Source organism: Phreatobacter sp. (assembly GCF_027532945.1).
In the GTDB taxonomy this organism is placed as follows: domain Bacteria; phylum Pseudomonadota; class Alphaproteobacteria; order Rhizobiales; family Phreatobacteraceae; genus Phreatobacter.
Genome location: NZ_JAPZTZ010000002.1, coordinates 38,059 through 58,621 on the forward strand (window position 1 = coordinate 38,059; position 20,563 = coordinate 58,621).

Annotated in this window: 20 protein-coding genes; 2 read left to right on the plus strand and 18 right to left on the minus strand. The window is 69.6% G+C overall.

All coding sequences use genetic code 11. From position 1 onward, the window contains the following. Nucleotides 1–4: 4 nt before the first annotated feature. The 15 genes from O9344_RS00970 to O9344_RS01040 all read right to left on the minus strand — a co-directional run bounded on the left by O9344_RS00970 (nt 5) and on the right by O9344_RS01040 (nt 16,355). Nucleotides 5–262, minus strand: coding sequence for a type II toxin-antitoxin system RelE/ParE family toxin (locus O9344_RS00970; RefSeq protein ID WP_363321897.1), 258 nt, complete (start codon nt 260–262; stop codon nt 5–7). Continuing rightward, entirely contained in the window at nt 259–1,194 is a 936-nt protein-coding gene (gene murB / locus O9344_RS00975; RefSeq protein WP_298471730.1) for a UDP-N-acetylmuramate dehydrogenase, read from the minus strand. The genes O9344_RS00970 and murB overlap by 4 nt, the downstream gene beginning before the upstream one ends. Nucleotides 1,195–1,196: 2 nt before the next feature. Continuing rightward, entirely contained in the window at nt 1,197–2,606 is a 1,410-nt protein-coding gene (gene murC / locus O9344_RS00980; protein WP_298471731.1) for a UDP-N-acetylmuramate--L-alanine ligase, read from the minus strand. A 78-nt stretch (nt 2,607–2,684) separates the two neighbouring features. After that, entirely contained in the window at nt 2,685–3,788 is a 1,104-nt protein-coding gene (gene murG / locus O9344_RS00985) for an undecaprenyldiphospho-muramoylpentapeptide beta-N-acetylglucosaminyltransferase (protein WP_298471734.1), read from the minus strand. 1 nt (nt 3,789) lies between these two features. Beyond that, complete coding sequence (gene ftsW, locus O9344_RS00990; protein WP_298471738.1) at nt 3,790–4,938, minus strand: putative lipid II flippase FtsW; 1,149 nt, start codon at nt 4,936–4,938, stop codon at nt 3,790–3,792. A gap of 112 nt (nt 4,939–5,050) precedes the next feature. After that, a complete protein-coding gene (gene murD / locus O9344_RS00995) occupies nt 5,051–6,445 on the minus strand; it encodes a UDP-N-acetylmuramoyl-L-alanine--D-glutamate ligase (protein WP_298471741.1) in 1,395 nt (464 codons plus the stop codon). Between the two features lies 1 nt (nt 6,446). Further along, the gene (gene mraY / locus O9344_RS01000; RefSeq protein ID WP_108174994.1) at nt 6,447–7,529 is read right to left on the minus strand and encodes a phospho-N-acetylmuramoyl-pentapeptide-transferase; all 1,083 of its coding nucleotides are present in this window, start codon (nt 7,527–7,529) and stop codon (nt 6,447–6,449) included. A gap of 134 nt (nt 7,530–7,663) precedes the next feature. After that, nucleotides 7,664–9,103: a UDP-N-acetylmuramoylalanyl-D-glutamyl-2,6-diaminopimelate--D-alanyl-D-alanine ligase gene (locus O9344_RS01005; RefSeq protein ID WP_298471745.1), complete on the minus strand. Its 1,440-nt coding sequence runs from the start codon at nt 9,101–9,103 to the stop codon at nt 7,664–7,666. Further along, nucleotides 9,100–10,593, minus strand: a complete 1,494-nt coding sequence (locus O9344_RS01010; protein WP_298471747.1) for a UDP-N-acetylmuramoyl-L-alanyl-D-glutamate--2,6-diaminopimelate ligase — start codon at nt 10,591–10,593, stop codon at nt 9,100–9,102. Before O9344_RS01010 ends, O9344_RS01005 begins: the two co-directional genes overlap by 4 nt. Before the next feature lie 84 nt (nt 10,594–10,677). Next, nucleotides 10,678–12,444, minus strand: a complete 1,767-nt coding sequence (locus O9344_RS01015) for a penicillin-binding protein 2 (protein ID WP_298471750.1) — start codon at nt 12,442–12,444, stop codon at nt 10,678–10,680. Then, nucleotides 12,444–12,848: a hypothetical protein gene (locus O9344_RS01020; protein WP_298471753.1), complete on the minus strand. Its 405-nt coding sequence runs from the start codon at nt 12,846–12,848 to the stop codon at nt 12,444–12,446. Before O9344_RS01020 ends, O9344_RS01015 begins: the two co-directional genes overlap by 1 nt. Further along, nucleotides 12,845–13,822 carry a 16S rRNA (cytosine(1402)-N(4))-methyltransferase RsmH gene (rsmH, locus tag O9344_RS01025; RefSeq protein WP_363321900.1) on the minus strand — a complete coding sequence of 326 codons (978 nt, stop codon included), beginning with the start codon at nt 13,820–13,822 and terminating at the stop codon, nt 12,845–12,847. Before rsmH ends, O9344_RS01020 begins: the two co-directional genes overlap by 4 nt. A 261-nt stretch (nt 13,823–14,083) precedes the next feature. Then, the gene (locus tag O9344_RS01030) at nt 14,084–14,701 is read right to left on the minus strand and encodes an HdeD family acid-resistance protein (protein ID WP_298471755.1); all 618 of its coding nucleotides are present in this window, start codon (nt 14,699–14,701) and stop codon (nt 14,084–14,086) included. Between the two features lie 72 nt (nt 14,702–14,773). After that, entirely contained in the window at nt 14,774–15,520 is a 747-nt protein-coding gene (locus O9344_RS01035) for a M15 family metallopeptidase (protein ID WP_363321902.1), read from the minus strand. 37 nt (nt 15,521–15,557) lie between these two features. Further along, nucleotides 15,558–16,355, minus strand: coding sequence for an N-acetylmuramoyl-L-alanine amidase (locus O9344_RS01040; protein ID WP_298471758.1), 798 nt, complete (start codon nt 16,353–16,355; stop codon nt 15,558–15,560). 174 nt (nt 16,356–16,529) lie between these two features. On the opposite strand from O9344_RS01040, the gene O9344_RS01045 reads away from it, so the two are divergent. Beyond that, nucleotides 16,530–17,093, plus strand: a complete 564-nt coding sequence (locus O9344_RS01045) for a DUF4337 domain-containing protein (RefSeq protein WP_298471762.1) — start codon at nt 16,530–16,532, stop codon at nt 17,091–17,093. Nucleotides 17,094–17,104: 11 nt separating this feature from the next. Continuing rightward, complete coding sequence (locus O9344_RS01050) at nt 17,105–17,446, plus strand: DHCW motif cupin fold protein (RefSeq protein ID WP_298471765.1); 342 nt, start codon at nt 17,105–17,107, stop codon at nt 17,444–17,446. Between the two features lie 9 nt (nt 17,447–17,455). Here the strand turns inward: O9344_RS01050 and O9344_RS01055 are convergent, their stop codons facing one another. The 3 genes from O9344_RS01055 to O9344_RS01065 form a co-directional block, all read right to left on the minus strand. Continuing rightward, nucleotides 17,456–18,097 (minus strand): GNAT family protein, encoded by a 642-nt coding sequence (locus O9344_RS01055; RefSeq protein WP_298471768.1) that lies wholly within the window; start codon nt 18,095–18,097, stop codon nt 17,456–17,458. Further along, nucleotides 18,094–19,362 (minus strand): pitrilysin family protein, encoded by a 1,269-nt coding sequence (locus tag O9344_RS01060; protein ID WP_298471771.1) that lies wholly within the window; start codon nt 19,360–19,362, stop codon nt 18,094–18,096. The genes O9344_RS01055 and O9344_RS01060 overlap by 4 nt, the downstream gene beginning before the upstream one ends. Before the next feature lie 64 nt (nt 19,363–19,426). After that, nucleotides 19,427–20,356 carry a hypothetical protein gene (locus O9344_RS01065; protein ID WP_298471774.1) on the minus strand — a complete coding sequence of 310 codons (930 nt, stop codon included), beginning with the start codon at nt 20,354–20,356 and terminating at the stop codon, nt 19,427–19,429. Between the last annotated feature and the right edge of the window lie 207 nt (nt 20,357–20,563).

A 20,563-nucleotide genomic window follows, 5' to 3' on the forward strand; every position in this document is an offset into this window, starting at 1 on the left:
CTCCTCAGGGCTCATAGACGCTGCCACGCGGGCCAATGGCGAGAATGTCGAGGACATCACCCGCCTCGTCGAAGATGACCCGCCAATCGCCGACGCGCAGCCTGAAGCCAGGACGGCCTTGAAGCCGCTTCACCTGGGGAGCGAGTTGCTCCGGAAAGGCGGCCAGCTGGTCGATCTTCTGCATGACCCGTCTCGCCTCATTGGCTGGCATTCGACGGAGCACGCGCAGCGCTTCCTTTCGATATGCCACTTTTCGCGTCACGTTTCCATCGCTCTTTGCAACGGAAGGCCCACCCGCTTGATCTCCCAGTGCAGTTCGACGCCGCTGGTCTCCTTCACCCGCCGGCGGACCTCCTCGCCCAGCGCCTCGATGTCGGCGGCGGTGGCGGTGCCGGTGTTGATGAGGAAGTTGCAATGCATCTGCGACACCTGCGCGCCGCCGAGCGTCAGGCCGCGGCAGCCGGCGGCGTCCACCAGCTTCCAGGCGGAATGGCCGGGCGGGTTCTTGAAGGTCGATCCGCCGGTTTTCTCGCGGATGGGCTGGACCGTCTCGCGGTGATGCTGGACGGCGTCCATGCGCTCGCGGATGACGGCCAGATCGGTCGGCACGCCCTCGAAGATCGCGCCGGTGAAGATCACCGGGCGGCCGACGGCGGAAGCGCGATAGGTGAAGTTCATCGCGGCGTTGGAGAAGGTCAGTTGCTCGCCGTCACGCGCCACGGCGCGGGCCTCGACCAGCACGTCCTTGGTCTCGCCGCCATTGGCGCCGGCATTCATGGTCAGCGCGCCGCCGATCGTGCCGGGGATGCCAAAGAAGAATTCCAGCCCGCCGAGGCCTGCCGCCGCCGCGGCCTCCGCCACGCGCTTGTCGGGGGCCACGGCTCCGGCATGGATGCGCGTGCCCTCCACGCTCACCTCGCCGAAGCCGCGGGGCCTCAGCCGGATGACGATGCCCGGCACACCGCCGTCGCGGACGATGAGGTTGGAGCCGACGCCGATGGGCATGACCGGAAGGTCGGCCGGCAGGCGCGACAGGAGATAGGCGAGGTCCGCCTCGTCTTCAGGCGTGCAGAGCACCTGCGCCGGCCCGCCGACGCGGAACCAGGTGAGCGGTGCCAGCGGCTCGTTGGCGGCAAGGCGGCCGCGGAAATCCGGCGCGAGGTCGCGGATCAGCGGCGTGATGTCGTCGAACACGCTCACCCTCGCGCCAGGGCTTCGAGCTCGCCCGGCAGGGCATAGGCCCACTGGGTGATCGTCCCGGCGCCGAGGCAGATGACGTAGTCGCCGGGCTTGGCGAGGCCGGCCACGAGGCTGGCGAGCCGCTGCGGGCTCTCCATCGGCATGACCGACTTGTGGCCGCGCATCTTCAGGCCCGAGACGAGATCGTCGCGCGAGGCGCCGGGGATGGGCTGTTCGCCTGCCGCGTAGACATCGGCGACGATGACGTGGTCGGCATCGTTGAAGCAGGTGCAGAACTCGTTGAAGAGCGAGGAGAGCCGCGTGTAGCGGTGCGGCTGGACGATGGCGATGACCTGCTTGTCGGTGGAGGCGCGGGCGGCCTTCAGCACCGCCGCGATCTCCACGGGATGGTGGCCATAGTCGTCGTAGATGGTCGCGCCATTCCACTCGCCGGTGCGGGTGAAGCGCCGCTTGACGCCGCCGAAGCCGGCCAGCGCCTTGCGGATCTGCGGCCCGGCCATGCCGAGCTCGCGGGCGACCGCGATGGCGGCGGTGGCGTTCAGCGCGTTGTGGCGGCCCGGCATGGGCAGGACGAGGTCGTCGATCTCCTCGACCACGACGCCGGTGCGGTCGCGGAACTGCACCTTGAAGCGGCAGCGGCCACCGGAGAGGTCGACGTCCAGCAGACGCACGTCGGCCTGCGGGTTCTCGCCATAGGTGATGACGCGGCGGTCGGCGATGGAGCCGACCATGTCCTGCACCACCGGATGGTCGATGCACATGACGCCGAATCCGTAGAAGGGCAGGTTTTCGATGAAGGAGCGGAAGGCGGCCTTGACGGCGTCGAAATTGCCGTAATGGTCGAGGTGCTCGGGATCGATATTGGTGACGATGGCGACATCGGCGGGCAGCTTCAGGAAGGAGCCGTCGCTCTCGTCGGCCTCCACCACCATCCAGTTGCCGGCACCAAGGCGGGCATTGGTGCCGAGCGCGTTGATGATGCCGCCATTGACGATGGTCGGGTCGAAGCCGCCGGCATCGAGCAGGGTCGAGACCATCGAGGTGGTGGTGGTCTTGCCGTGCGTGCCGGCGATGGCGACGCAGGATTTCAGCCGCATCAGCTCGGCCAGCATCTCGGCGCGGCGGACGACGGGGATGCGCCGCTCGCGCGCGGCGACGAGCTCGGGATTGTCCTTCCGGATGGCGGTCGAGACCACCACGACCTCGGCGGCGCCGAGATTCTCGGCGGCATGGCCGATGGAGATGGTGGCGCCGCGATCCTTGAGGCGCTTGATCGTGTAGCCCTCGGCGGCGTCCGAGCCCTGGACCTTATAGCCGAGGTTGAGCAGCACCTCGGCGATGCCGGACATGCCGATGCCGCCGATGCCGATGAAATGGATGGGACCGATGTCGCGAGGCAGTTTCATGGGCGTCTTCTAGCGGATTCGGACGGCGTTTGAGTGCGGAAATGCGGCTGGAAGAAGGAGGCGTGGCAGAAGCGGCCCTCAGGCCGCCAGCCCCGCGGTCTTCACCACGAGATCGGCGAGGCGGTCGGCGGCATCCGCGTGGCCCTGGGCGCGGGCGGCGGTGGCAGCCGCGGCGAGCGGGGTGGGATCGGTGAGGAGGCGCGTCAGCTCACCGGCGAGCCAGTCGGGCGTGAAGTCCGATTGCTTGACCACCGTCGCCGCCCCTGCCGAGGCCAGCGTCGCGGCGTTCATCAGCTGGTCCTGGTCGAGGGCGTGCGGCAGCGGCACGAGAATGGAGGGCCGGCCGATGACCGAGAGTTCAGCCACGGTGGAGGCGCCGGACCTGCCGATGACGAGATGGGCGGCGGCGATCCGCGCCGGCAGGTCGACGAAGAAGGGCGCAACCTCGGCCGCGACGCCGAGCCCGGCATAGGCGGCCTCGACTCCCGCGCGGTCTTCAGCGCGGGCCTGCTGGACGAGGACGAGGCGGGCGCGCAGCGAAGGATCGATCTGCGCAAGGGCGGGGGGCACGATCTCGCTCATGACGCGGGCACCCTGGCTGCCGCCGAAGACGCACAGGCGGAACGGCCCTTCGGGTTGCGGCGGATCATAGGGGATGGCGGCGGCCTCGATGACCATCGGGCGGACGGGATTGCCGGTGAAGATCGCCTTGGCGGCGAGCGCCGGATTGCCGTCGAGCACGCCGGGAAAGGAGGTGGCGATGGCGGTGACGCGCGATGAGAGCTGCCGGTTGGCGCGGCCCATCACGGCGTTCTGGTCATGGATGATCGTGGGCACGCCGACCTGGGTGGCCGCGAACATCGGCGGCAGGGTGGGATAGCCGCCGAAGCCGACGACGGCCACCGGCCGCAGGCGCCGCATCAGGCCACGCGACGAGAGATAACCGGCGCCGAGACGCCAGGCTGCGCGGGCAAGATCCAGCGGGTTCTTGGAGCCGATCGTGGCGGAGGAGACGATATGCGTCGAGCGGGCCGGGAAGGCCCGGCCATATTTCTCGGCGCGCTCGTCGGTGACGAGGTCGACGGTGCAGCCGCGCGCCGCGAGCGCTACCGACAGCGCCTCGGCGGGGAAGAGATGACCGCCGGTGCCGCCGGCGCAGACGAGGACGAGGGGCTGGGTCATGTCAGGCCCGGCCCGCCCGGTAGTGACCGACCTCGGCCAGGGTCTCGGCCCTCGGCCGCCGCCGCGTCAGGGCGATGAGCATGCCCATGCCGAAGGCCAGCGCGATGAGGGAGGAACCGCCATAGGAGACGAAAGGCAGCGTCATGCCCTTTGGCGGGATGAGGTGGAGGTTCACCATCAGGTTGATGCAGCTCTGCAGGCCGAACAGCATGGCAAGGCCCGCCACGGCGAAGCGGCAGAACGGGTCCTCGTCACGATAGGCGTGGGAGAGCGAGCGCAGCACGACGAAGGCGAAGAGGGCGATGATGACGAGGCAGAGGATGGCGCCGAATTCCTCGGCCGCCACGGCGAAGATAAAGTCCGTGTGGCTGTCGGGGATGATGCGCTTGACCGTGCCCTCGCCCGGTCCCTTGCCGAACCAGCCGCCCTGCTGGAAGGCGTCGATGGCGACATCGACCTGGAACGTGTCGGCAGTGCCGGGTTCCATGAACTTGTCGATGCGGCGGCGCACATGGGGGAAGGTGAAATAGGCACCGACAATGCCGGCAGCGCCGACCCCGGCGAGGCCGAAGACCCAGAGCCAGCGCATGCCGGCCATGAAGAACAGCGCCGCCCAGACGGCGGTGATGAGCGAGGTCTGGCCAACGTCGGGCTGGAGGACCAGCGGCGTGACGGTGGCGCCGAGGAGCAGCATGGCGAGGAGGTTTGCCGGCATTTCCGGGCGCTTGGCGCTCTCGGCGAAGAGCCAGGCGGCCAGCACCACGAAGGCGGGTTTCAGGAACTCGGAGGGCTGGAGGCCGATTCCGGCGAAGCTCAGCCAGCGGCGCGCGCCCTTGATCTCGGCGCCGATGAAGAGGGTCGCGACCACGAGGACCAGCGCACCGATGAAGGCGACGAAGGCGAGGCGGCGGATCCAGTAGGGCGACAGGAACGATGTTCCGATCAGCACCGCCGTGGCGGGGATCAGGAAGAAGACCTGGCGATTGACGAAGTGGAACGTGTCGAGGCCGATGCGGTGGGCGACCGCTGGCGATGCGGCGAGCGACAGCACGATGCCGGCCAGCATCAGGCCGAACAGGGCCGAGAGCAGCAGCCGGTCGACCGTCCACCACCATTCGCCGAAGGTGGTGCGTTCAGCCCTGGAGATCATGCGCCATCCCCGCCATGCAAAATCCGCCCGCTGGAGCAGGCTTTCAGGAAATCTAAAGCGCGTGGCTCAACGCTTCGTTAACCGCGCGGGGTGGGGGCGCCAGCGAGAGGCGTCAGGCCTTCTCGACCCCGGGCATGGCCAGCACCAGGTCCCGGAAGGCCTTGCCGCGGACCTCGAAGTTGGGGAACTGGTCATAGCTGGCGCAGGCCGGCGAAAGCAGCACCACCGGGTGCGCGGCGGCGCCCGCGGCCGCATCGGCGGCAGCCAAGGCCACAGCCCTGTCGAGCGTGCCGGCGACGACGTGGGGATGGGCGCCCAGCGTCCCAGCGAAATCCTCGGCCGACTTGCCGATGAGATAGCTCTTCGCGATGCGCGGAAAATAGGCCGCGAGCGGGGCGATGCCGCCCTCCTTCGGGGTGCCGCCGGCGATCCAGTAGATGTCGGAGAAGGCGGCCAGCGCCTTCTCGGCGGAATCGGCATTGGTCGCCTTGGAATCGTTGACGAAGAGCACCTTGCCGATCCGGCCGACCTGCTCCATCCGGTGGGCAAGGCCCGGGAAGGTCAGCATGGCCGCGACGATGGCCTCGTGCGAGAGGCCGAGCGCCTCGCAGGCGCCGTAGGCCGCCATGGCGTTCTGGGCATTGTGGGTGCCGCGCAGCGCCCCACAGCCGGCGAGCGAGAAGCGTTTCGTCACCGCCCCGGCCGCGACCCTCACGATGTCGGGGCCATCGAGGCAGAGGCCGTCGGCGACGGGATTGCGGATGGAGATGCGCAGCACGCGGCGCCCTGCCCGCTCGGCGCGGTCGGCCATGGCCTGGGTGTGGCGGTCGTCGATACCGCAGATGACGGTGCCGCCAACCGGCACGCCGGCGACAAGGCGCTCCTTCACGCCGGCATAGAGGTCGAGCGTGCCGTGGCGGTCGAGATGGTCGGGCGTCACATTTAGGCAGATGCCGACGGACGGATCGATCGAAGGCGCAAGATCGATCTGGAAGGACGAGCACTCGACCACGTGGCTGCGGCCGGTCGCCGGCGGGCTGAGGGACAGCACGGCGGTGCCGATATTGCCGCCCATCTGCGGATCGCGGCCGGTCGCCGCGAGGATGTGGGTGACGAGCGCGGTGGTGGTCGACTTGCCGTTGGTGCCGGTGATGGCGACGAAGGGCGAGGCCGGCGCGGTGGCCCGCCGCTCGCGGCAGAACAGCTCGATGTCGCCCAGCACCTCGACACCATTGGCGCGGGCAAGGCCGACGCTCCAGTGCGGTGCGGGATGGGTCAGCGGCACGCCGGGGGCAAGGACGAGGGCCGCGACGCCGGACCAGTCGATGGTGCGCAGGTCGGCGGTCTCGTGGCCGGCGGCAGCGGCCTTCGCGACCGAGCCGGGATTGTCGTCCCAGGCGATGACGCGGGCGCCGCCCTCGCGCAGGGCCGCGCAGGTGGCAAGGCCCGATCCGCCGAGGCCGAAGACCGCGACCGAGGTGCCGCGGAAGGTCGTGACCGGGATCATGTCAGCGCAGCTTCAGCGTCGACAGGCCGGCGAGCGCCAGCACGAAGGCGATGATCCAGAAGCGCACCACCACCTGCGGCTCGGACCAGCCCTTCTTCTCGAAATGGTGGTGGATCGGCGCCATGCGGAAGACGCGCTTCCCCGTCAGCTTGAACGACACGACCTGCACGATGACCGAGACGGCCTCCAGCACGAAGAGGCCGCCGACCACCAGCAGCACGATCTCGTGCTTCACCGCGACCGCGATGGTGCCGATGAGGCCGCCCAGCGCCAGCGAGCCGGTGTCGCCCATGAAGATCTGCGCGGGCGGGGCGTTGAACCAGAGGAAACCGAGACCCGCGCCGATCAATGCTCCGATGACGACGATGATCTCACCGGTGCCAGGCACGTGGGTGATCTGAAGGTAGTTGGCGAAGAAGGCATTGCCCGAGAGATAGGCGATGATTCCGAATGTGCCGGCGGCGATCATCACCGGCACGATGGCGAGGCCGTCGAGGCCGTCGGTGAGGTTCACCGCATTGCCTGAGCCGACAATGACGAAGGCCCCGAAGAGGATCATCAGGTAGCCGATATTGACCGACAGATCCTTGATGAAGGGGAAGAAGACCGAGGTGTTGAGCGGCTCGCGCGTCACCGACATGACGGCGGTGACCGCAAGGCCGGCGATGAGGAATTCGAGGGCGAGCCGTGCCTTGCTGGAGAAGCCGGCATGGGTCTGCTTCGTGACCTTCAGATAGTCGTCATAGAAGCCGATGGCGCCGAAGCCGAGCAGGACGAAGAGCAGGATCCAGACATAGGGGCTCTTCAGGTTCGCCCAGAGCAGGGTCGAGATGACGAGGCCGGAGAGGATCATCAGGCCGCCCATGGTGGGCGTGCCCTTCTTGGCGAGGTGGCTCTCGGGGCCGTCGGCGCGGATCGGCTGGCCCTTGCCCTGCTTGAGGCGCAGGAGCTGGATCAGCCCCGGTCCGAACAGGAAGACGAAGATGAGCGCCGTGACGATGGCCCCGCCGGTGCGGAAGGTGATGTAGCGGAACAGGTTCAGCGGCGAGAACACGCCGGCAAATTCGGCAAGGAAGGCGAACATTGCGTGTGTCGTCTTTCTGTCGTGATCCGTCCCCGCCCTCGCGAATCAGCGCGGCGGCCCGGCTTCCCCCGGCTCCGATATGCCCTGCGGGACCGGCGAGGCAAACCCCGCCGGTTCGCCCATGCCCATGCGGCTCAGGCGGCGCCCTGCTGGTCCTCGGCCGGAACCGCCTCGTAGGTGGCTTTCAGCGTCTCCACCAGGGGGGCCATGCGGCTGCCGCGCGATCCCTTCACCATCACCACGTCGCCGGGCTTGAGGCCGCGGACCACCAGCGGCTCGAGTTCGGCGGCGGTCGGCGCATAGCCGGCGCGGCGGTGGGGCGGCAGGCGGTCCCAGAGATGGCGCATCATCGGGCCGGAGCAGAAGACGAGGTCGATGCTGCCCTTGTCGATGGGCTCGGCGAGTTCGGCGTGGAGCCGCTCGGCCTCATTGCCAAGCTCCAGCATGTCGCCGAGCACGACGATGCGGCGGCCCTGCGGCCCCTTCGGCGCGCCGGCAAGCACGGAGATGGCGGCGCGCACCGAGACCGGATTGGCGTTGTAGCTCTCGTCGAGCAGGGTGAAGGCGCCCGAGGGCAGGCGGCGCAGGCTCTTCTCGCCGCGGCCGGCGACCGCACGGGTCTCGCCGAGGGTGAGCGCGGTCAGCGCGAGATCACAGCCGACGAGCTTCGCCGCTGCGAGCACGGCCAGCGAGTTCATGGCGAGATGCTTGCCAGGGGCGCCAAACTTGTAGGTGACGTCCGTGCCCATGACGCGGGCGAAGACGGTGGAGCATTCGGCCGCCAGCACGATGCGCATGAGGCGGACATCGGCCTCCTCATGTTCGCCGAAGGAGACGATCGTCTCGATACCGGCGGCGCGGGCGGCCTTGGCGAGTCGCTCGTAGAAGCGGTTGTCGCGCGGCAGGACGGCGACACCGCCATGCTCGACGCCGACGAAGATCTCGGCCTTGGCGTCGGCGATGGCCTCTATCGAGCCGAGATTCTCGATATGGACCGCCTCGATGGCGGTGATGACGGCAACGTCGGGTCGGACCATGCGGGTGAGCGGCGTGATCTCGCCGGCATGGTTCATGCCGATCTCGAAGACGCCGAACTCCGCGCCGGCAGGCATGCGGGCAAGGGTGAGCGGCACGCCGATATGGTTGTTGAAGCTCTTCGGCGGGGCATGGGTGCGGCCCTCGCGCGCCAGCACGCGGGCCAGCGTCTCCTTGGTCGAGGTCTTGCCGACCGAGCCGGTGATGCCGACGATCTTCGCGGCGGTGCGGGCGCGGGCGACGATGCCCGCCCTCTCCAGCGCCTTTAAGGGATCGGCGACGGCGATATAGGCGCCGGGCGGGGCCGCCTGCGCCCAGTCCTCCGAGATAACTGCAACGGATGCGCCCTTCTCCAGCGCGGCGCCGGCAAAGGCGTGGCCGTCATGGGCAAGGCCCTTGATGGCGACATAGGCCTCGCCCGCATTCAGCGTGCGCGTGTCGATGGAGATGTCGGAGATCGTGGCGGCGGGCTTGCCGAGGATGCGGCCGCCCATGGCGCGGGCGAGAGCTTCGGTGGTCCACAGGGGCTGCTGGGTCATGCGGCCGGGCCTTTCGCGGAGCGGTCGGACGAGAAGTCACGGATCGCGGCGAGGGCGACCTCGTGGTCGGAGAATGGCAACGTCACGGAGCCGACGATCTGGCCGGTCTCGTGGCCCTTGCCGGCAATGACAAGGAGATCGCCCGGCCGAAGATCGCGCACGGCGGCGCGGATCGCCTCGGCGCGGTCGCCGATCTCCTCGGCGCCGGGAGCATCGGCGAGGACCTGGGAGCGGATCGCAGCCGGGTCCTCGGAGCGGGGATTGTCGTCGGTGACGATGACGCGGTCGGCCTTGTCGACGGCGATACGGCCCATCATCGGCCGCTTGCCGGGATCGCGGTCGCCGCCGCAGCCAACGACCACGACGAGCTTGCGCGCCGCGAAGGGGCGGGCCGCCTCGAGCACGGTCTCGAGGGCGCCCGGCTTGTGGGCATAGTCGACGACGACCGGGGCGCCGTCCTTGGCTCCGACGAATTCGAGCCGGCCCTTGGCGCCCTCCAGCGTCTCCAGCGCGGCGAGCGCTGTGTCCGGATCGGTGCCGCAGCCGACCGCAAGGCCGGCGGCGACGAGGGCGTTCTCCACCTGGAAGCGGCCCAGCAGCGGGATCAGCACCTCACGGTCACGGCCGAAGGCGCGCAGCCGGACGCGCTGGGCGGCGCCTTCGATCGTCTCGGAGAGGATGGCGATGCCGGTCTCGCCAAAGGCGGGATCGCGGCCGACCATGACGAGGTGCTGGCCGCGCGCGCGCGCCGCGGCGGCGAAATGGTCGCCCTCGGGACCGGCGACCACCACCGCCGTGCCGTCCGCCGGCAGCAGGTCGGTGAAAAGCCGCAGCTTCGCCGTGCGATAGGCCTCGAAGGTCTTGTGGTAGTCGAGATGGTCGCGGGACAGGTTGGTGAAGCCGGCGGCCTGGATGCGCACGCCGTCGAGCCGGTGCTGGTCGAGGCCGTGGGACGAGGCCTCGAAGGCGACGTGGGTGACGCCCTCGCCCGCCAGCGTGTCGAGCGTCTGGTGCAAGGTCACCGGATCGGGCGTCGTCAGGCCGCCATAGACCTTGCCGGAGGGGCGCACGACGCCGACCGTGCCGATGGAGGCGCTCGGATGGCCGTCAAAGGCGAAGATCTGGCGCAGGAAGGCCGCCACGGAGGTCTTGCCGGAGGTGCCGGTGACGGCGGCGATGGTGGCGGGCTGGCGCGGATGGAAGCGGCTCGCGGCCATGGCGAGGGTGCGGCGCGCATTGGCGACGTGGACGACCGGCACATCGCCTATAGCCGCGGGAGCGGCGGGAGAATCGGTGACGATGGCGGCGGCGCCGGCGCGGGCGGCGGCCTCCGCATAGGCCATGCCGTCGGTCTTCTCGCCCTTGAGGGCGAAGAACAGGCTGCCCTTCGCCACGGCCCGGCTGTCGGCGGTGACGCCGGTGACGGGGGTCGCAGCGCCGTCGCCGGGCGCCTCGTCGGCGAGCAGGGATTTCAGGGAAGAGGTGGTCATGCGGGCTCTCGGATCGCGCGCATCAGCACGGGACAAGATGGCGGACTTTAGGCGGTGTCCCGGTCGGGGCGATGCGACCGAGGGTCACCGTCCCGGCATGCGGTAGCCGACCTGGATCGTCTGCATGGCCGGGGCGAGGTCGAAGCGCGGCTGAAGGCCGAGGAGCGGCGCGGAACGGGCGATGACGCGGCCAGCCGTCGGCGCGGCGTTGAAGCCGGCGGTCGCGAGGCCGTGGGTCTCGGGGATGCCGCGCGGCTCGTCCAGCATGACGAGGAGCAGGTAGCGCGGCTGGTCGGCCGGGAAGATCGCCATGAAGGAATTGAGCTGCTTGTCCTTGGAATAGCGTCCGCCGATGACCTTCTCGGAGGTGCCCGTCTTGCCGCCGACATAGAAGCCCTCGACATCGGCGCGCCGGCCGGAGCCGCGCTCGGAGTTGAGGCGCATCAGGAAGCGCATGGCGTTGGAGGTCTCGGGCCGGATGACCTGGCGCGAGGCGGCCTGGACCTGCTCGGGCGAGCGGCGCAGGAAAGTGGGGGTGATGAGACGGCCGCCATTGACCAGGGCCGCCGTGCCCATGACCGCCTGGAGCGGGGCGACCGACATGCCGTGGCCGAAGGAGACCGTTGCGGCGGTGATGTCGGCCCAGCGGCGCGGCACGAGCGGCGCGGTGGACGGACCGATCTCGGTGACGACGCGGTCGAACTGACCGAGCCGGCGCAGGAAGGCGCGCTGATGCTCGCCGCCAAGCGACAGCGCCATGCGGCTGGTGCCGATATTGGAGGAGAAGGTAAAGACCTCGGGCAGGGTGAGCACGCGGCGCTGGGCGTGGAAGTCCTTCACCTGGTGCCGGCCGACCGCCATGGGGAAGCGGGCGTCGAAGGTGGAGTTGATGTTGAAACGGCCCGAATCCAGCGCCATGGCGGTGGTCAGCGACTTCATCACCGAGCCCATCTCGTAGACGCCGGTGGTGATGCGGTTGGCGCGGTCGAAGCCGGCGGCGGTCGAGGGCTGGTTCGGGTCGTAGTCGGGGATCGAGGCGAGCGCCACGACCTCTCCAGTGTTGACGTCGACGATGACGCCGGCCGCTGCCTTGGCGCGGAACTTCTGGTGCGCCTGGATCAGCTCGTCGCGCAGCACGTGCTGGACGCGCAGGTCGATGGAAAGCTGCACGGCCGCCTGGTTGCGGTCGGTGACAAGGCCGGCGCGGTGGAGTTCGGCGAGGCCCTGGTTGTCGATGTAGCGCTCGATGCCGCCGAGGCCCTGGTTGTCGACATTGACCATGCCCAGGACGTGGGAGAGCGTCGGGCCGTTCGGATAGGAGCGCTTGGCCTCGCGCAGGAAGCCGACGCCGGGAATGCCGAGGCGATGGATCTGGTCACGCTGGGCCGGGGTGATCTCGCGGCGCAGCCAGACGAAACCCTTGCCGGAGCGCAGGCGCTCGCGCACCTCGCGGGCGTCGAGATCGGGCAGGACGGCGGTGAGCAGCTCGGTCGCCTCGTCGACGTCGAAGCTCGCCGCCAGCTTCCTCGGCTCGGCATAGAGCGAGATGGCGCGCACGTCGGTGGCCAGGACCTCGCCGTTGCGGTCGAGGATATCCGGGCGAGTCGAGGATACGGCTTCGGCGCTGCGCACGCCGGACTGCGCCGAGCGGTCATAGCGCACGACATAGACGACGAGGCTGACGGCGATCACCGCGTAGAGCGCGCCGAAGCCGAGCATGGCGAGCCGCACGCGGGTGCGCGCCTTGCGCAGGCGCTCGGACTGCGGACCGGCCAGCACCCAGGCGAAGAAATGCCGGGTGCGCATCAGGAAGGACGGCCGCTCCACGGCGTCGGCGGTCGTGTCGGTCATCAGCGGCCTCCTGCCGGGCGGCGCTGCGGCAGCGGCATCGCGCCGGGGATGGTGCCGGTGGTGATGCCCCCCTCGCCGCCGGCCTCCATGGCCTGCAGCATGGAGCCGATCGGATCCGGGTCGATCACCGGCTTCTCGGGGAGCCCCGCGAGATCGTGCAGCTGGTTGATGGCGAGCGGCCGCAGGCGCAGATGCTTCTCGGCCAGCGCCTGGAGCCGGTCGGGGCTGTTGAGCTGCGCCCACTGGGCCTTCAGCTCGGCAATGGCCTCGCGCTCCCGGGTGATCTCGAGGCGGAGCTTCGCCACCTGCTCGCCGTGGCGCGTCGCCTCATACTTGATGCGATAGACATAGGCCGCCGCCGTCACCAGCGCCGCAACCACGAGGATGTTGAGGACGCGCATCATGGCCGGCGCCTCGCGGGGGCGGTGGTCCTGACCGCGGCGCGCAGCTTGGCGGAGCGGGCGCGCGGATTGGCGGCGCTCTCGGCGTCGGAGGCAGCGACAGCCTTGCGGTGGAGCAGCGTGAAGGTCGGCTCCGGCGCGCTCATGGCGGGCGCGTGGCGCGAGCCAGCCGGGGCCTTGCCGGACCGGTCGACGAGAAACTGCTTGACGATGCGATCCTCGAGCGAGTGGAAAGTGACCACCACCAGCCGCCCGCCGGGTTTCAGCACGTGCTCGGCCGCGGCCAAGGCCGTTTCGAGCTCGCCGAGTTCGTCGTTCACCGCGATGCGCAGCGCCTGGAAGGTGCGCGTCGCCGGATGGATGTCGCCGGGCTTCGAGCGGACGACGCGCCCGACGATGTCGGCGAGGCGCTTGGTCGTGGTGATCGGGGCTTCCGCACGCTCGCGGACGATCGCCTTGGCGATGTGGCGCGACAGGCGCTCCTCGCCATAGGTGTAGATGAGATTGGCGAGGTCGGTCTCGTCGAGCCTGGCGACCAGGTCGGCGGCGCTGTCGCCCTCGCGGGCCATGCGCATGTCGAGCGGTCCGTCGAAGCGGAACGAGAAGCCGCGGTCGGCCTCATCGAGCTGCATCGAGGAGACGCCGATGTCGAGCACGACGCCGTCGACCAGGGCGTGGCCGCAATCCGCGGCCACCGCGTCGAGATTGGCGAAGCGGTCGTGGACGAGGGTGAGCCGGCCGGCTGACGCATCGACCATCGCAGCGCCTGCGGCGATGGCGGTGGGGTCGCGGTCGATGGCGATGACGCGGGTGTCGGCGGCAGCGAGGATGGCGGCGGTGTAGCCACCGGCGCCGAAGGTTCCGTCGATGAGGATGTCGCCGTCGCGCGGCGTGAGGCTGCCAAGGACCTCGGCCAGCAGCACGGGCACGTGCCGGGGCGCGTCGCCCCCACCGTCCCTTGCCATGGCTGACGTCATGCCGCCCCTCCCGCGCGCCGCCCCCGCGAGGCGCTGGCGGGTCCGGGCGGTGCGCCTCGGCCACGACGGCGACGCGCGGCCGGGGCGCGTCGGAGGCGTGGGGATCGGCTGCTCGCTGCGGACCGGCATGGCATCACGGGCGTGGTGACGACGCCGTCCCGCCGGCCTTTCCGCGGGCATCGTGCCGTCAACGCCTGATTAACGCCGTCGGCCGTTAAGAAACGGTTTCCGTCAAGGGTTTGGTCACCATGACGGGCCGCATCAGGCGACCGGTTTGGGATGGACGCCGTCGAAGGTCGAGCGGATGGCGCGGGCGAGGAAAATGTAGGACCAGCCCTGGAAGATCAGTTCCACCGCGAGGAAGGTACCGAGCACCCAGGTCGCCGCCTGCGGCAGCTGGACGGCGATGACGAGGCCGAGGAGGAGCGACAGCAGCCCCGAGGCGAGGATCCAGCCCCAGGCGACCATCGGCCGGAGCTGGAAGGCGGCGATGATGCGAAGCAGGCCGACCACCATCAGCATGGCGGCGCAGACCACGGTGAGGGCGAGGACCGCCTGGAGCGGATTGTAGAAGACGAGGATGCCGGTGACGACATAGACCACGCCGATACCGATCATGGTGAGGCGGCTCTGCCAGCCCTTGTGCTGGAAGGCATCGACGAGGAGCACAGTGCCGCCCGCCAGCATCATGGCGCCGAAGGCGAGCGCGCTCACCAGCGAGAAGAGGTGGACGGCGGCAAGGCCGAAGAGACCGAGCCCGATCAGGACGATGCCGGCGGCCAAAAGCCACCCGGAATTGCGCCTCAGCGGCACGAGATGGGCGCCGAGCGAACGGCCGGTCGGGGCGGTGTCGGGGGTGGTGGGACGACTATCGGTCATGGATCGGCTCCTGGCCTGCTCCAACACAATGCGTCGCTGACCAACCCGTTCCGTCATGGACGGCCCATCACGTCACCTCTGTCCGCGCCGCATGACGGGAAAATCAAAGCTGCGGCCGGGAAACGGCTCCTGCACCAGCTGGAAGTGCCACCATTCCTTCGCATAGGCGCGAAAGCCATTGCGCTGCATCAGGGAGGCCAGCATGGCGCGGTTGGCCGCCGCCTCGCGGCCGATGCCGGGGGCGCGAACATGGGCGGCGGCATCGAAGCAATCATAGGAGGTGCCGAAATCAAGGGCGCCGTCGTCGAAGCGCTGGCCGATGGGCGCGGTGCAGGCGCCGCTCGCGAAGCCCGGCGCGGCACCCGCCCGGGCGATGCCGAGATCGACGGTCGAGCCGCGAGAATGGGTGGAGCGCGAGGAGAGATAGCCGTCGAGCGAGAGGCGGGCCTTGTCCACGGCCGGGTAGAACACCGCCTTCATCCGCTGGTCGGCCGCGTCCCGCGTCCAGGCCATCATGTCGGCGACGGCGGTGGCAGGGCGATAGCAGTCCCAGACGACAAGGGTCAGGCCGCGCGGGGCGATCTCGGCCTGGGCCCGGGCGAGCGCCTCGGCGGCGCGGCGGGTGAGGATGCACTCGCCGGCGAGATAGCCGGCGACGGGCCGGCCCAGGAAGTTGCGGGAGCCGGCATAGCGGATGTCCTGGCGGATGGTCGGCGCGACGTCCGCGAGGTGGATGAAGCCCTCGGGCAGGCTCGACTGGGCGGACGCCGGAACCGACGCGAACAGGACGGCGAGGAGGGCAAGCACGGCGCGCATCATGCGAACCTCCCGCCCCGCCCGTCGTTTGGCAAGCCGGTCAGCGGGCGCCAAGGAGGTCGCGCAGCGTGCGCAGCGTCGAGGCATCGGCGATGCCGTCGACGCGCGCCTGCCGCCAGTGGCGCTGGAAAGCGGTGACCACCGCCTCGGTCGGCGCATCGAAGACGCCGGTGACCTGCAACCCATAGCCTAGCATGCCGAACATGGCCTGCAGCGCCTGGATGGGCGGGCCCTCCTCGCCGCGGCGATAGGTCGGGCCATCCTGAATTGGCGCGGCGGGCACCCAGAGGCCGACGCCCTCCTCCGCCAGCCGTTGCCAGGGGAAGAGCTCTCCGGGGTCCTGCTTGCGGCCGGGTGCGGTGTCGGAATGAGCGAGCACCCCGAGCGGCGGGATATGTCCGCGGCGCAGGAGGATGTCGCGCGACAGGTTCACCACCGCCGCGATCTGCGCCTCGGGGAAGGGACGATAGCCCCATTCATGGCCGGGATTGACGATCTCGATGCCGATGGAGCGGGAATTGACGTCCTCCCGGCCCTGCCACGAGCCGGCCCCGGCATGCCAGGCGCGGCGGCTCTCGGCGACGCACTGGATGATCTCGCCATCCTCGAAGACGACATAATGGGCGGAGACGCGCGGCGCATTCGGATCGCAAAGGCGCTTCAGCGCCGCCATGCCGTCGGTCATGCCGGTATAGTGCAGGAGCAGGATGTCGATGCTCGCCCGACGCTCATCGTGGTTCGGCGAGGGAGCAAGGGCGGTCGCCCAGGGCGAGTCCGGGCGGTCCAGTGCATCGACCTGATGGTCGTGGTCGTGGTGATGATCTTGGGGATCGCTCATGCAAAGGGCCTCTTGCCGCACTTCGACCGCGCGGCAGTCGACGGGCTGTCATGAAGGCTGTTTAGGACGCCCCGGCCCGTCCCGCCAAGCGGCGACATGGCAAGGCACCGCTTGCGCCGCGGCACGGCGGCGGGCAAAGCATTCATCCTCCGTCTCACCCAAGGGAATCACGCCATGTCCGGCCACGGTCATATGGACCCCTCCAACAAGACGATCGCCCTGCTGATCGCCGTCCTCGCCCTGTTCCTGGCCCTCGCCGAAACGGCCGCCAAGAGCTCGCAGACCGATGCGCTGAACGCCAATGTCGAGGCCTCGAACCTGTGGGCCTTCTTCCAGGCGAAGACGATCCGCATGACCGCGGTGACGACGGCAGCCGAGGACATGACCATCACCCGCAATGCCGTCGCCGACGAGGCGGCCAAGGCGGCGATGACGCGACAGATCGAGACCTGGCAGGGCCGCGCCGCACGCTGGGACAACGAGCCTGAGACCAACGAGGGTCGCCGCCAGCTCTCCTCGCGCGCCCAGGCGGCGGAGAAGAAGCGCGACGTCGCCTACAAGCGCTACCACGACTTCGAGATCTCCTCCGCGGCCTTCCAGATCGCCATCGTGCTCGCTTCCGCCGCGGTGGTGACCGGCGCCATGGCGCTCGCCTGGCTCTCCTGCGGCCTCGGCCTCATCGGCATCGCCTTCTCAGCCATCGGCCTGTTCAAGCCCGGCCTGATCCACCTGTTCTGAAGGCAGTCCCCATGAAGATGTCCGACATCCCCTTCGGCACGGTCGACTGGGAGGCGGTCGAGCCGACCCGCCATCCCGGCGAGGTGGGCGAGGCGCTGTGGCGGACGCGGCATTTCGGCCCGGCGGACAACGCCATCCGCGTGCGGATGGTCGAGTACACGCCGGGCTATGTCTCCGACCACTGGTGCTCGAAGGGCCACGTGCTCTTCTGCCTGTCGGGAGAGCTCGAGACGACGCTGGAGGACGGCCGCGTCTTCGTGCTGAAGCCCGGCATGAGCTACCAGGTGGCCGACGGGGCAGAGGCCCATCGCTCGACGGCTCCGAAGGGCGCAAGGCTTTTCATCGTCGACTGAGACGCCGGCTCAGCCGAGCCGGTCGCCCTGCACGAAGGCGTAGAGCACGTGGTCCATCCACGTGCCGTTGATGCAGAGATATTGCCGGGCGAGGCCCTCGCGGGTGAAGCCGACGCGCTCCAGAAGCCCCACGGACACAGCGTTGTGCGGCAGGCAGGCCGCCTCGATGCGGCGGAAGCCGAGCGTCGCGAAGGCATAGGGAATGAGCGCCCGAACGCCAGCGCTCATGTAGCCCTGGCCGGCATGGGCCTCGCCCATCCAGTAGCCGAGCGAGACCATCTGCGCGACGCCGCGCCGGACATTGGTGAGGGTGAGCCCGCCGACGAGGGCGCCATCCCCGGTCCGATGCAGGAAAAAGGCATAGCCCTGGTCGTCGCGCCAGTCCTGGCGATAGCGGGCGATGCGGCGGCGGAAGGCAGGACGGGTCAGGTCGTCCGGCGGCCAGGCCGGCTCCCAGGGCGCAAGGAAGCGGCGGCTCTGGTCGCGCAAGCTTGCCCAGGCCTCGAAATCCCCCATGTCGGGAAGGCGCAGCGTCACCTTCGGCGTGAGGATGGGCTCCGGCGCGCTGTAGGCGAGACCCACCGCGCGCAACAGCGACAGCGGCTTTGCGGCGGCCGACCTTTGCGGCGGAGCCTTGGTGGGGCGAGTCATGTCGGGCGGAATTGTTCCGCCAGCTTCCGCACCTTGTCCAGCCCACGCTTGGGTCCGATGGCCGCAAAGGTCATGGGCGAGGAGCGCACCAGCCTTGCGCCGGCCGCGCGGGCATCCTCCACCGTCACGGCGTCGATCTTGGCGACGATCTCCTCCAGCGCGAAGGTGCGGCCGAAGACGAGGATCTGCCGCGCCATCTGGTCGGTACGCGAGGCGGAACTCTCCAGCGCGCCGAGGAGGCCGACCTTCATCTGCGCCTTGGCGCGGCCGACCTCGGCATCGGTGGCGCCATCCACCGTGGCGTTGAGCACGTCCATGGTGAGGTTCACGAGATCGACCGCGTCGCCCGGATCGGTACCGGCGGAAATGCCGAAAATGCCGGTGTCGCTGTAGGACCAGTGGAACGAGTGGATCTCGTAGCAGAGGCCGCGCTCCTCGCGGACCTCCTGGAAAAGGCGCGAGGAGAGCCCGCCGCCGAGCAGGTTGTTGAAGACGCCGACGGCGTAGATGTCGGGCTCGCGGTAGCTCAGGCCCTCGAAGCCGAAGACGAGGTTGGTCTGCTCCAGCGGACGGGCCACCGTGCTGATGCCGCCGCGGTAGCGGGCGGGCTCGTTGGCCGGCGGGGCGTCCTTCGGAAGGACCTCGAAGGCGCGGCCGATGGCCTCGACGATGCGGTCGTGGTCGACCGCGCCGGCGGCGGAGACGACCGCGCGCGGGGCGGAATAGGAGCGGCCCATATAGGCGCGCAGCTTGTCGGGCGTCGCCGAGCGCACCGCGGCGGGGGTGCCGAGGATGGTGCGACCGAGGGGCTGGGCGGGATAGGCCTCGGCAATGAAATGGTCGAGGACGACGTCGTCCGGATCGTCCTCGGCGGCGCCGATCTCCTGGACGATGACGTTCTTCTCCTTGACCAGCTCCTCCGGATGGAACTGCGGATCGGTGAGGATGTCGGCGAGGATGTCGATGGCGACGGGCAGGTCCTCGCCGAGCACCTTGGCGAAGTAGGACGTGCTCTCCGACGCCGTCGCGGCATTGAGGTCGCCGCCCACCGCCTCGATCTCCTCGGCGAGCCCGCGCGGCGTGCGGCGGGTCGTGCCCTTGAAGGCCATGTGCTCGAGGAGGTGGCTGATGCCGTGCTCGTCGGGGCGCTCGTCACGACCACCGACGCCGAAGCTGACCTGGATCGAGGCGGTCTTGAGGTGGGGCATGGCGTCGGTGACGACGGTCAGGCCGGAGGGCAGCGTGGTCAGGCGCGTGGTCGACATTCTCACCCGGGGGTCGCGGCCGCCGGCTCATCCCGGGGCGAGCGGCGAACATAATGGCGCCGGATCAGAACCGGAAGCCGCCGGTGAGCATGATGCGGCGGGTGACGACCCAGTTCTCCGCCCGCAGCGTCGCGGCCCCGGCCGTCGACGGGCCGCCGGTCGGGGTGCCGGTGACGGTGACGAGCTGGCCGGCCAGTTCCCGCATCAGGCTGGAGGAGGGCGAGAAGGCCGCCTCGATCTCGCCGTCGAGGCGGACAAAGACGCGGCCATAGGGAACCTCGATACCGGCGCCGAGCACGGCGGAGGGCAACCAGCGCGTCTGGCGCCAGGCGACGACGCCGCCAGTGGTGCAGGTCACTGGCGGGCCGACCGCGCAGGAGCGCGCGCCGGTGGCGTCGAAATCGACCTGCTCGGCGAGGCGCGCCATGCCGAGGCCGGCACGGACGAATGGCATGATGCCGGAAAAGGCGTAGCCAAGGCGGCCGGACAGGGCGAGGCCGGCGTCGAGATTGCCGCGATAGGCGCCGCTCGCCGTGTTGGTATAGGCGGCAAGGCCCGGGATGGAGACGAGGGTGGAGCCGCCGAGGCGGCCATTGCCGCCCTCCCGGCCCAGACGGCCGCGCAGTTCGAGGCCCGTCACGAGTCCGTTCGGGCCGCCAAAATTCCAACCCGCCATGGCATGGCCGGTGAGGCCGGCGAGGTTCGCGGTGGTGCTGCAGCCCGAGGCGCCGCCGAGCGAGACAGGGCCGAGATAGGGCACGCCGACGCCGGGGCAGGCGAAGCCGTCGACGAGGCTGAAGGCGCGCTTCGACGGCAGGCCATAGGCAAGGCCGGCGGCGAGATAGAAGCCGCCGACGCCGCGATTGGCGGCGGCGACCGCATCGAAATCGGGAATGGCGGATTGGCGAATATCACGCTGCGCGGCGGCCGGCAGGGCCATGCCAACGAGACAGACGACAAGGGCAAACAGCCGTAACAGGACGTGGCGAACCACGACACTCTCCCATCCCTCGCGACCCCCGGCATGTTTAACACCGGGTGCATGGCGGCAGTGGAAAAGCTGCGGATGCGGTGGATGGTCCGTTAACGCTGGCCGACTTCAGGGCGGGCAAGTTCACCGCGCCAACGGGAACAGCGCACCTCTCCCCGGCGGGGAGAGGTCGACGAGCGTCAGCGAGGCGGGAGAGGGGGAAAGCCCTCC